This is a genomic window from Georgenia sp. G2120 (assembly GCF_055326485.1).
This window is the reverse complement of the sequence record NZ_JBUZNL010000025.1, coordinates 1-11,589: the sequence shown is the minus strand read 5'-3', so window position 1 is coordinate 11,589 and position 11,589 is coordinate 1. Positions and strand designations below refer to the sequence as shown.

General features: G+C 67.3%; 10 protein-coding genes, 1 pseudogene and 2 other annotated features. Of the genes and pseudogenes, 5 read left to right on the top strand and 6 right to left on the bottom strand.

The window, feature by feature from the left end; genetic code table 11:
- Positions 1-55 precede the first annotated feature (55 nt).
- Positions 56-1,314 (top strand): IS3 family transposase gene (locus ACZLMO_RS16590; protein ID WP_425713425.1). Its coding sequence is split into 2 segments (ribosomal slippage): positions 56-350 and positions 350-1,314, totalling 1,260 coding nucleotides; the frame shifts between segments, so codons are not numbered across the junction.
- Positions 340-471: a sequence feature (AL1L pseudoknot), on the top strand. Its footprint overlaps the gene before it by 132 nt.
- A gap of 38 nt (positions 1,315-1,352) precedes the next feature.
- Here the strand turns inward: ACZLMO_RS16590 and ACZLMO_RS16585 are convergent.
- Positions 1,353-2,255 (bottom strand): annotated as a pseudogene (locus ACZLMO_RS16585) (MFS transporter); the annotation flags it as partial.
- 127 nt (positions 2,256-2,382) lie between these two features.
- Here ACZLMO_RS16585 and ACZLMO_RS16580 point away from each other — a divergent pair.
- Complete coding sequence (locus ACZLMO_RS16580; RefSeq protein ID WP_425713419.1) at positions 2,383-3,030, top strand: TetR/AcrR family transcriptional regulator; 648 nt, start codon at positions 2,383-2,385, stop codon at positions 3,028-3,030.
- A 201-nt stretch (positions 3,031-3,231) separates the two neighbouring features.
- Here the strand turns inward: ACZLMO_RS16580 and ACZLMO_RS16575 are convergent, their stop codons facing one another.
- From ACZLMO_RS16575 to ACZLMO_RS16560, 4 genes are all read right to left on the bottom strand, one after another.
- Positions 3,232-4,296, bottom strand: a complete 1,065-nt coding sequence (locus tag ACZLMO_RS16575) for a HAMP domain-containing sensor histidine kinase (protein ID WP_463654370.1) — start codon at positions 4,294-4,296, stop codon at positions 3,232-3,234.
- Positions 4,297-4,349: 53 nt separating this feature from the next.
- Positions 4,350-5,066 carry a response regulator gene (locus tag ACZLMO_RS16570; protein WP_463654372.1) on the bottom strand — a complete coding sequence of 239 codons (717 nt, stop codon included), beginning with the start codon at positions 5,064-5,066 and terminating at the stop codon, positions 4,350-4,352.
- Between the two features lie 203 nt (positions 5,067-5,269).
- On the bottom strand, positions 5,270-6,730 hold the full coding sequence (locus ACZLMO_RS16565; protein ID WP_463654369.1) for a CAP domain-containing protein: 1,461 nt from the start codon (positions 6,728-6,730) through the stop codon (positions 5,270-5,272).
- 253 nt (positions 6,731-6,983) lie between these two features.
- Complete coding sequence (locus ACZLMO_RS16560; RefSeq protein WP_463654368.1) at positions 6,984-7,454, bottom strand: DUF305 domain-containing protein; 471 nt, start codon at positions 7,452-7,454, stop codon at positions 6,984-6,986.
- Between the two features lie 626 nt (positions 7,455-8,080).
- Between ACZLMO_RS16560 and ACZLMO_RS16555 the strand changes: the two genes are divergently transcribed.
- From ACZLMO_RS16555 to ACZLMO_RS16545, 3 genes are all read left to right on the top strand, one after another.
- Positions 8,081-8,689 carry a TlpA family protein disulfide reductase gene (locus ACZLMO_RS16555; protein ID WP_463654367.1) on the top strand — a complete coding sequence of 203 codons (609 nt, stop codon included), beginning with the start codon at positions 8,081-8,083 and terminating at the stop codon, positions 8,687-8,689.
- Between the two features lie 5 nt (positions 8,690-8,694).
- Positions 8,695-9,486, top strand: a complete 792-nt coding sequence (locus ACZLMO_RS16550; RefSeq protein ID WP_463654371.1) for a cytochrome c biogenesis CcdA family protein — start codon at positions 8,695-8,697, stop codon at positions 9,484-9,486.
- A 177-nt stretch (positions 9,487-9,663) separates the two neighbouring features.
- Complete coding sequence (locus ACZLMO_RS16545) at positions 9,664-10,239, top strand: CueP family metal-binding protein (protein ID WP_463654366.1); 576 nt, start codon at positions 9,664-9,666, stop codon at positions 10,237-10,239.
- A gap of 36 nt (positions 10,240-10,275) precedes the next feature.
- Here ACZLMO_RS16545 and ACZLMO_RS16540 read toward each other — a convergent pair.
- Positions 10,276-11,534, bottom strand: a protein-coding gene (locus ACZLMO_RS16540) for an IS3 family transposase (RefSeq protein ID WP_425713425.1) whose coding sequence is annotated in 2 segments (ribosomal slippage) — positions 10,276-11,240 and positions 11,240-11,534 — 1,260 coding nt in all. Because the reading frame shifts where the segments join, the coding sequence is not laid out codon by codon here.
- Positions 11,119-11,250: a sequence feature (AL1L pseudoknot), on the bottom strand. It overlaps the preceding gene by 132 nt.
- Positions 11,535-11,589 lie beyond the last annotated feature (55 nt).

Below are 11,589 nucleotides of genomic sequence, written 5' to 3'. Positions count from 1 at the left end.
TGAACCGCCCTGGATCTCCTGGAGGGTGCTGATCTAGCAAGGGAGACTGATCCCCATGTCAGCACCGAGGAGATACGACGGTGAGTTCCGGGAGCGGGCGGTGCGGATGTACCGCGAGAAGCTCGGCGAGGGCACCGAGTCGAAGCTGGGAGCCCGCAAGCACGTCGGCTCGCTCCTGGACGTGAACCCCGCAACGCTGCGGAACTGGATCGAGGAGGCCGAGCACGCCAGCGGCGCCCGGCCCGCGACCACTCGCTCGAGTGAGTCCGAGGAGGTCCGCGCGTTGAAGAAGCGCGTGGCCGAACTCGAGCGGGCGAACGAGATCCTCAAGACCGCGTCAGCGTTTTTCGCTCAGGCGGAGCTCGACCGCCGACTCAAGTGATCGTGGCCTACATCGACACCTACAGGGACCGGTTCGGCGTCGAGCCGATCTGCGCCGTGCTGTCCGTGCACGGGATAAAGATCGCGCCGTCCACCTACTACGCCCACAAAGCCCGTCCTGTGAGCCAGGCGCTGTTGGAGGAGGCCTACCTCGTCAACGCGCTGGTGACGCTGCACCGGGAGAACTGGGGCGTGTACGGGGTGCGCAAGCTCTGGCATGCCGCCCGCCGCGCCGGCTTCGATGTTGGGCGCGACCAGGTCGCCCGGCTCATGGCCATCGCCGGGATCACCGGCGCAGTGCGGGGACGACACCGCACCACCACGACTCGGCGGTCGGCCCAGGCGCCACGTCACCCCGACCTGGTCAAGCGCGGCTGGCACGTGCCTACTGCGACCGACCAGCTGTGGGTGGCCGACTTCTCCTACGTGTGGACGCTGACCGGGTTCGTCTACGTCGCCTTCGTCGTGGACGTCTACTCCCGCCGGATCCTGGGCTGGCGAGTCGCAACGAGCATGCGGACCTTCCTGGTCACCGACGCCCTACGTCAGGCGATCGACGTGCGTCACCGCGCCGGAGCCCACTGGGAACACGGCCGGCTCGTCCACCACTCCGATGCCGGGTCGCAATACGTATCGCTGGCGCTGACCGCCGAGTTGGCCCAGGCCGGCATCGCCGGATCCATCGGCACCGTCGGCGACGCACTGGACAACGCGCTGTGCGAGTCGACGATCGGACTGTTCAAGACCGAGGCGATCAACGACGGCGGCCCGACCTGGAAGAACCACGCCGAGGTCGAGTGGCAAGTCGCCCGCTGGGTCCACTGGTACAACCACGACCGCCTCCACTCCTCAATCGGGCAGCTGCCACCCGTTGAGTTCGAACACGCTCACCGGCAGGCTACGACCGTGACCCCCGAACCGGAGGTCGCGTAACCAACCACCCTCCGGAAGATCCAGGGCGGTTCAAACTGCTGGAAGTAGAAGGTGCCCAGGAAGAACACCGCGACCATCAGCGCGGTGGCGATCAGGATCACGAAAACCCCGGCACCCACAGATCGTCGGCCCAGCAGGCTGAGATTCATCAGCGGGGATGCAGCGGTCTTCTGTCGCCACCCGAACAGCAGATAGAGCACAACGGCCGCCCCCGCAGCGATAAGAGTCTGTGGACTGGTCCAACCGAGCTCACCAGCCACGGTCAGGGCGTAGATCGCCGATCCGGTGGCGGCGGTGACCAGTAGCGCGCCGAGTATGTCGAGTGATGGCCGCGGGCCGGCGCCAGGTGGCAGTGGTGGGAGCACCCACAGCAGGCCTGCCAGCACGATGAGGCCGACGGGGATGTTGATGAAGAACACCCATGGCCAGCCCGGCCCCGCGGTGATCAGGCCGCCGAGCAACACGCCGACCGCCGCGCCGCCACCGCCGAGGGCGGACCAGATGCCCAGGGCGCGGTTGCGCTCGTCGCCGGTGAACAGCCGCACCACCACGGACAGGGCGGCGGGTGAGAGCAGCGCTGCACCCAGGCCCTGCGCGACTCGGCCGCCGAGCAGGACGCCGCCGCTCTCGGACAGTCCGGCCAGCAGCGACCCGGCGGTGAAGATGAACAGCCCGGTATAGACGATCGGTTTGGAGCCGAACAGATCGGCGCTGCGCCCACCCAGGAGCATCAGACTGCCGAAGGTCACTGTGTACGCGGCCACCACCCAGGTCATCGCCTCGCGTGACAGGTTCAGGTCCAGTCCCATCTGCGGCAGGGCGATCGCCACGACCGTGACGTCGAGGATCAACATGAATTGGGCCGTGCCCAACAGGCCCAGCGCCAGCCAGCGCTTGGGGTGGGCCCCTTCGCCTACTTGCTCGTGTTGTGTCGCAGTCATCATCGATCTCCTTCTACTCGACGGTGCCCATGGGTTCTGCGCTTCGCCCACGCAACTCAATCATGTGTGTACGAGATGCAGCGGTTAGACTATCTCATACATTCCCGTACGAGTACTGAGGTGGAGCATGGCGGCCAAGAAGCCCCTGACGAACGACGGGCCCCAGCAAGCGCCCGCAGCAGGTGACCGCCGCGCGGCCAACCAGCGGGCCGACGCGCAACGCAACCGAGCGAAGATCCTGGCGGCGGTCGTCACTGCGATCCGCGAGCACCCCGACGCCTCGGTGGCCGACATCGCTGCCGAGGCGGGGGTGGGCCGCATGACGCTGTACGGGCACTTCGCGACCCGTACCGAACTCATCGAGGCTGCACTCATCGACAGCCTCGAACGCGGTGAGGAGGTCCTGCGCGCGGTGTCACTGGACGGTGACGCCCGTAAGGCGTTCCAGCGGCTCGTCGCCTCCAGCTGGGTGCTCGTGGACCAGGCGAGGGCCGTGCTGGCTGCGGCGCAGAAGGAACTGCCTGCAGCCCGCATCCGCGAACACCACGAGAAGGCCGAAGCCCGCATGCGCGACCTGCTCGAGCGTGGTCAGCACGAAGGCGCCTTTCGCGCTGACCTTCCGGTCAGCTGGCTCCTGGCCACTACCCACGTCGTGATCAACGGGGCGGCCGAGGAAGTGCGAGCCGGGCGGCTCAACGCCGAGGACGCCCCCTGGTTCATCGACGCCATCCTGCTGCCGGCTTTTGCGAACGCTGCGCAGCCCGGAAGCACATGATGAACGCTCACGGGTGGGCATCATCGGCGCGGGCGCGGGCGCGGGCTTCTCGACGAAGTCACTGAGCAGCACCGCTGATCCCAGCGAACGAAGATCAACGTCCCACAGTCGTACGTATCCGGCCCGACCGGACGATGAGTTGCCCTCTGTACCGCTCAGTGCCGCGCACTGTCGAGCCGTCTGAACGTTTCCCACTGTGCCCTACGCGGGCTGAGGGTGGTTCATAGGCAGGTCGATGGTGAACAGGGCGCCCGGGCCGGGGTTGGTCGCGGTCACGGTGCCGCTGTGGGCTTCGACGATGGATCGGACGATGGCGAGCCCGATCCCTGATCCGCCGTGTGCGCGGTCGCGGGCGGCGTCGGCCCGGTAGAAGCGTTCGAAGATGTGCGGCAGGTGCTCAGCGGTGATTCCGTCGCCGTTGTCCTTGACCCACAACCGGAGGACGGGCACGTCGCGTTGGACGCCCAGCTCCACCCGCCCGTGACCGGGTGTGTGTCGTAACGCGTTGTCGAGGAGGTTCGTCAGCACCTGTCCGAGCCGGTCACGGTCGGCCACGATGGTGGTGCGTCGGTCGCTGTCGGTGCCGCTGAGGTGCAGGTGGACACCTTTGTCCGCATACCCTGCCCGCGCCTGGGCCCAGGCATCGTCGAGGAGGTCCCCGACGACCAGTGGTTCCTGTCGCATGCTCAACCGTCCCTCGCCGGCCGCGGTGACCAGGGTGATGTCATGTGCCAGGCGGGAGAGCCGACTGGCCTGCTCGCGCAGCATGCCCAAGGTCGGTTCGTCCACCTGGACAACGCCGTCGATCATGCCCTCGAGATAGCCGTCTAGCGTTGCCACAGGGGTGCGTATCTCGTGGGCCAGATCCCCGAGCATCCGCGTGCGTGTCTGTTCGATCTGCCCCAGATCGGTGGCCATGGTGTTGAAAGCCGCCGCGAGATCGTCGAACTCGGACCCCATGTGCACCTCGGGGACACGGGCCTCGTAGTCCCCGTTCGCTACCTTGGCTGCCGCGTGCCGCACCCGTTCCAACGACCTGGCGATCCGCCGGGTGACGAGGACGCTCACCACGACCGATGTCAGGAGGCCGGCGAGCAGAGCAAGGGAGAGGGCCAGCGTCGACGCAGTGGTGAAGGCCTGCTCGGCGTGGGCGACGACATCCGATTCCGCCGGCTCGGCCATGAGCATGTGGTCGTGGAAGATCACCGGCCCGATGGCCGCGGCGACAACCCACGCAGTGCCCGCTGCCACGAGGATGACCGCCACGATCGCCGCAAGCAGCCGAGCACCCAACCCCCATGACCTCGGCCGGCCGCTGCTCACCATCCCGGCCCCATCCGGTAACCGATCCCACGAACTGTCCGGATGAACTTCGGCGCGGACGCCTTGTCACCGAGCTTCTGCCGGAGATGTCCGACATGTACGTCGACGAGGTGCTCGTCGCCGCCCCAGCCCGGCCCCCACACCGCCTCGATCAGTTCGCGCCGGGAAAAAGCCATGTGTGGGCGTGTCGCGAGCGCGGACAGGACGTCGAACTCCGTGCGGGTCAGTTCCACCGGATGCTCGGCGAGGAACACCTCCCGGCCTACGACGTCCACCGTCAGCGGCCCGAACGACGCCGAGCGACGGGTGTCGCCCGAGTCTAGGCGCGGGCGGCGCAGCATCGCCCGCACCCGGGCGACGAGCTCCCGCGGGCTGAACGGCTTGGTCATGTAGTCATCGGCCCCCACCGACAGACCGAGGAGCTTGTCGATCTCTTCCACGCGGGCGGTGAGCATGATGATGTAACAGTCGGAGAAGGTGCGCACGATCCCGCAGATCTCGATGCCGTCGATGCCCGGGAGGCCCAGGTCGAGGACGATCACGCCGGGGTGCCATCGCCGCGCGAGCTCGACCGCGTCGTTCCCGTCACCGGTGACCTCGACCTCGAAGCCGTCACGTTCCAGGTAGCTCGCTACCAGTCGCGCCAATGGCGCCTCGTCGTCCACGACGAGAACTCGCGGCAGATTCGCGTCAGGGGAAGCGTGCGGAGCCATGGCCTCATCGTGAAGCAAGAGCATCGCCTCCCGGTGGCTCACCCGTCCGCGATCGTGCGAATCACGGGGTAGCACCCGCCGATTAGATCGACCGAGGTCGTTCACGCGGCCGACTGGTCCGGGCCGGACGGCGACGGGGTCACCGGTCCAGGGTGGGACCGGTGACCCCGTCGGGTCGTGCTGATGCAGCCGGGGGGGCCGGGTCAGCGGGTCTGCTCGATGCGGACGACGCCGAGGCTGTCCGAACCGTCGCCGTCGAAGTCGCCGAAGACGGCGGTGTCGCCGTCGCGGCCGTACCGGGTCTCCTCGACCTCGGCGCCGTCCGCGTTCTCGTTGCTGACGAAGAAGTCGGCGCCGCGCTGGAGGGCGAGGCTGTCCGCGCCGTCACCGTCCCAGTCGCCCACGAGGACGAGGTCGGTCGCCTCGCCGAGGGAGAACTCGCCGTCGACGCTCGCGCCGGTCGGGTCGTTCGTGTAGACGACGTCGGTGCCTCGGCGGACGCCGAACGTGTCGGTGCCGTCGCCGTCCCAGTCGCCGACGAGGAGCGTGTCGCCGTCGGCGCCGAAGGCGGCCAGCTCGATCTCGCCCGGGTTGTCGAGGTCGTTGATGATGTGCAGGACGTTGCCGTGACGCACCGCGAACGTGTCGGTGCCGTCGCCGTCGAAATCGCCCTGAACGATCTCGTGGCCGTCGCCAGCCCCGAGCTCGACGACGCGCTCCGCCGGGCCGGTACCCAGGGTGTCGGTGATGTGCAGCTCGTTGCCGCGGCGCACCGTGATCGTGTCGGTGCCGTCGCCGTCGTAGTCGCCGACGAAGATCTCGTCGCCCTCGACGCCGTAGAGGAAGTTGTGCACGGCGTCGCCGGCGAGCTCGTCCGACAGCAGGAAGCGCGGGGTCCCGGGCGGGCGGACCGGCTCGGGCTCCGGCTCCGTGCGGGCGGTGTCGCGCGAGGCTGCGTCGTCGGTCCGTGCGGCCTGGGCCTCGGCCTGCGCCTGGGCCTCGGCCTGTGCATCCGGCTGCGGCTCGGCCTGCGGCTCCGGCTCCGGCTCGGGAGCAGGCTCCGCCGGCGCGGGCTCGGCGGGAGCGGGCGTGGAGCCGCCCGGGCCGCCGCCCGGGTAGGTCGCGAAGTTCTGCGTCGCGAAGACGCGACCGTCGGCCGAGACGGCCACGCCGACGCCGAAGTGCGTGTACGAACCGGTGAGCAGGATGTTGTTGTGCACCGGGGAGTTGCGCCACTGGCTCATGAAGTAGTCCGCCCCGTGGTCGGGGTACATGCCCCAGGACAGGATCTCCATGGTGCCGGTGGAGCCGCCGGGGACGGCCGAGGCTCCGTAGTCGCCGCGGTGGACCATCGAGCCGATGCTCGCCTGGTGGTTGGACCACGACTGGGCGACCGAGTCGATCGAGCCGCTGCGGGTGAGCTGGGACAGCCCGTTGGCCGCGCGGTAGGCGTTGGTCTGGGCGGCGATGGCGTTGGCGACCTGGTTCTGCCAGCCGACGTCGGTGCGGATGCTCGGGGTGACGGTGCGGACTCCACCGGTGGTGTCGGTGGCCTGGGCGCTCGTGGCGATCGACGTCGCCGCGGCGACGGTGAGCAGTGCGGTGGCGACCCGGGGGGCAAGGGTGCGGTGCCGTGCGTGGCGGCCGCGCGGGGGTGCGAACACGTCGGTGCGTCTCCTCGTTATCGGAACGTTACCTGAGCGATAGTAAAGCGTGACCTTCTAGGGGTCGAGGACATGTGTGCGGGCTCACATCTTGCGGTTGACATCCGGCGCACTGCAGAACTTCCCCTGACGCCGCGAGGCGGCCCCCGTACCGGGTGGGGGAATCGTGTGGCGGGGCTCTCGGCGCGTGGCCGTGCGGCTGGGTCTCAGCCTCGAGCGAGCCCTCATGAGTGCTGCCCGGATCTGTTGGGCATTAACGAATCTCGAGCATGTCTTCCATCTCGGTGATCTCCGCTTGCTGGTCGTCGATCATCGTCTGGGCGAGGGCGAGCGCTTCGGGGTTCTCTCCGTTGTCCAGTTCGGTCTCGGCCATGTCCACCGCGCCGCGATGGTGCGCGATCATCAGCTCGAGGAAGCGGAGTTCGAACTCGGCGTCCGGCAGCGACTCCAGCTCGACCATGGCTTCCTCCTGGGTCAGCCCTTCCATCTCCATGCCGCCGTGGTCCATGCCGCCGTCACCGGTCGGAGAGGTCTCCTGGCCCCAGGTCTCCAGCCAGGAGGTCATCTGTGTGATTTCGGGCCCCTGGGCTGCGGCGATCCCTTCAGCGAGCGTGCGCACCTCCTCACTGGCGGCACGTTCCACCGCTACGTCAGCCATCTCGATAGCACCCTCGTGATGGACGATCATCATCTGGGCAAAGTTCACGTCTGCGTCGTTGTGCATCTCGGATACCTCCGGCTGCAGCGTGCTCTCTGTGGTTGTCTCCGAGCTATCGTCCCCGGCCGGGGCTGAAGTCGTTGCATCTTGGTCACCGCTGCCGCATGCGGCAAGCGTCAATGCCAGAACGGTTCCGCCCGCAACTGCCGTAAACCGAGTCCTCAATTTCATGGTTTCTTTCTCCAGATCAGTTCGAGTCGGGCGCCGGGTCAGCAGGACGGGCCGGCAAGAAGAGCACCTTCGGCCGGCCCGCTCATTAGATTTGCTGGCAGAGTTGCCCACCGCGTGCTCGACGCCGCGTCGACGTTAGCCGGGGACGAGCAGAGGTGAGGGTTGGATGCCAGTGTTTGCGGTGAATCTTCATCGATTCTTCATGGAGTCTCACCGGACGGGCGTCGTAGGTCGCCAACGTTCGGGCCAGGCCTATGGTGTGGCGTTGGAAGCGCGGGTCGAATTGACAACTTTCGCGCAGACCAGATGGGATCCAGCTTATCGGTAGCGATGCGCGAAAAAGACTTCTGAACAACACGCGTAGGAGAAGTTGTAGGACTATGAGGTCGGACGGTTCGATGACCCGCCTCGTGCAGGCAGTGGCACGTGAGCCCCAAAGGGCCCTTGAAAGGGTGAAAGGCGTGAATTCCAACAACAGGCGTCGAGGTCCGGTGGACCGGTGGTTTGTTGCGGCCAGCTTGGCATCGGTGATGGCACTGGCAGGCTGCGCCTCGGCACCCGGTGCCAACTCAGACCTCAGCATTGATACGGGTTACGTCTCGGGTGACGGTTCGCTGGAGCTGTGGGAACCCGAGCAGCGTGACGCTCCCATCGACCTGGTCGGGGTGACCTATGACGGTGCGGAGGTCGACGTGAACGACACGCGCGGTGAGGTGGTGGTGGTGAATTTCTGGTATGCCGCCTGCCCGCCGTGCCGGGCGGAAGCCGACGATCTGGGCGCGATCTACGAGGACTATGCCCCCCAGGGTGTAGAGATGCTGGGGGTCAATCCGCGCGACGACGTCGCGACCGCTCAAGCCTTCGAGCGGACCTTCGAGGTTCCTTACCCCTCGGTGCACGACAGCGGAGCTGCCGCCGTCGCCGCCTTCCAGGGACTCGTGCCGCTCCAGGCCATGCCCACCACAGTGGTCCTGGACCGGCAGGGGCGCGTGGCCGCACGCGTCATGGGACAGATCGATCCGACCGTTCTGCGCGGCCTCATTGATGACACGCTCGCTGAGGAGGCGTGACAGCCATGGTCTGGGACCAACTCGGGGCCGCCTTCGCCGACACGGTTCTCACCGGGCCGATGCTCGCCGCACTCCCGGTCGCCTTGATCGCCGGCTTCATCTCCTTCGCCTCCCCCTGCGTGCTGCCCCTCCTGCCTGGCTACGTCGGCTACCTCAGCGGAATGGCCGGAGCGACGACACCTGGCGGGCACGGCGGAGGGACGCAACGTACGAAGGTGCGCGACGGGCGACTGCTCACCGGTGCACTGCTCTTCGTCGCCGGTTTCACCGCTGTGTTCGTGCTGCTCGGCGTGGTGTTCGCCTGGCTCGGGATCCTGCTGGCCCCGTGGGTGGAGACGATCACGCGAATCCTTGGCGCGCTGGTCGTGCTCATGGGGCTGGCATTCATGGGGTACATCCCCATGCTGCAAAGCGACCGACGCCTGCGCCTGGCCCCGCGTCAAGGCGTCTGGGGAGCCCCGCTGCTCGGCGTCGTCTTCGGGTTGGGCTGGGCGCCGTGCATGGGACCGACCTTGGCCGCCGTCCTGAGCTTGGCGTTCAGCGAAGCCGACCCCACCCGCGGCGGAATCCTCGTGCTGGCCTACAGCCTCGGCCTTGGCATCCCGTTTGTCGCTGGGGCGATGCTGCTGTCCCGCTCGCGCCGAGCGTTGGACGTCTTGCGCCGCCGCCGCCGCCTCTTCCAACGGCTTGGCGGCGGCTTGCTCGTGCTCCTCGGGCTTGCCATGGTCACCGGGGTGTGGAGTTGGCTCTCGGGGTACCTACAGGGCCTGGTCGCCAACTTTCAAACCCTGGTATGACCGGGCATCTCTTGTGCCGACCCAGACTCTTCAGCGCCCCCTGATGAAACATGACCGAGCCCGGGACGAAATACCTAGATCCACCTGCGCAACGCTTGCCTACCGTGTGCCGGGCACCCGCCAGGTCATGGAGCCGTCCGGTCCGATCAGCGAGCACCGTCAGACAGGAGAAATAACGTGAAGAGACTTGCCGCAACGATCCCGGCGTTGGTGCTGATACTGGCTGGCTGCTCGACCGCGGACACCAGCGACGAGCAGTCCGTGGAGGGCGCTGAAGGAGAGTTTCTCGCCGCCCACGGCCTGGACGGGATGGAAGTCCCGGAAATGATCGACCATCTCGACCGACTGGGCGGTCAAGAACGCCCCACCAGCTACATGGCATCCATCCGGTCCGAGGAACTGCTGTTCTCCGACGGCGAGCAGGACCTCGCCCTGGACATGCCTGACGACCTGTTCTACTTCTCCGTGGCCCCATACGTGAACCAGACGCACGACTGCTACTACCACAGTCTCACCACCTGCCAGGGGGAACTCACCGGCCAGGACATCCAGGTGCGGATCCTGGACCAAGCAAGCGGTGAAGAGCTCGTCAACGACGAGGTGACCACCTTCGACAACGGCTTCGCAGGCTTCTGGTTGCCGCGCGACGTCGAAGGAACCATCGAGATCACCTATGACGGCTTGACGGGTACGTCGGACTTCTCCACCGCCGACGACGGGGCCACGTGCCTCACAGACCTTCGGCTCGCCTGACCCTGAACCGCCCTGGATCTTCCGGAGGGTGGTTGGTTACGCGACCTCCGGTTCGGGGGTCACGGTCGTAGCCTGCCGGTGAGCGTGTTCGAACTCAACGGGTGGCAGCTGCCCGATTGAGGAGTGGAGGCGGTCGTGGTTGTACCAGTGGACCCAGCGGGCGACTTGCCACTCGACCTCGGCGTGGTTCTTCCAGGTCGGGCCGCCGTCGTTGATCGCCTCGGTCTTGAACAGTCCGATCGTCGACTCGCACAGCGCGTTGTCCAGTGCGTCGCCGACGGTGCCGATGGATCCGGCGATGCCGGCCTGGGCCAACTCGGCGGTCAGCGCCAGCGATACGTATTGCGACCCGGCATCGGAGTGGTGGACGAGCCGGCCGTGTTCCCAGTGGGCTCCGGCGCGGTGACGCACGTCGATCGCCTGACGTAGGGCGTCGGTGACCAGGAAGGTCCGCATGCTCGTTGCGACTCGCCAGCCCAGGATCCGGCGGGAGTAGACGTCCACGACGAAGGCGACGTAGACGAACCCGGTCAGCGTCCACACGTAGGAGAAGTCGGCCACCCACAGCTGGTCGGTCGCAGTAGGCACGTGCCAGCCGCGCTTGACCAGGTCGGGGTGACGTGGCGCCTGGGCCGACCGCCGAGTCGTGGTGGTGCGGTGTCGTCCCCGCACTGCGCCGGTGATCCCGGCGATGGCCATGAGCCGGGCGACCTGGTCGCGCCCAACATCGAAGCCGGCGCGGCGGGCGGCATGCCAGAGCTTGCGCACCCCGTACACGCCCCAGTTCTCCCGGTGCAGCGTCACCAGCGCGTTGACGAGGTAGGCCTCCTCCAACAGCGCCTGGCTCACAGGACGGGCTTTGTGGGCGTAGTAGGTGGACGGCGCGATCTTTATCCCGTGCACGGACAGCACGGCGCAGATCGGCTCGACGCCGAACCGGTCCCTGTAGGTGTCGATGTAGGCCACGATCACTTGAGTCGGCGGTCGAGCTCCGCCTGAGCGAAAAACGCTGACGCGGTCTTGAGGATCTCGTTCGCCCGCTCGAGTTCGGCCACGCGCTTCTTCAACGCGCGGACCTCCTCGGACTCACTCGAGCGAGTGGTCGCGGGCCGGGCGCCGCTGGCGTGCTCGGCCTCCTCGATCCAGTTCCGCAGCGTTGCGGGGTTCACGTCCAGGAGCGAGCCGACGTGCTTGCGGGCTCCCAGCTTCGACTCGGTGCCCTCGCCGAGCTTCTCGCGGTACATCCGCACCGCCCGCTCCCGGAACTCACCGTCGTATCTCCTCGGTGCTGACATGGGGATCAGTCTCCCTTGCTAGATCAGCACCCTCCAGGAGATCCAGGGCGGTTCA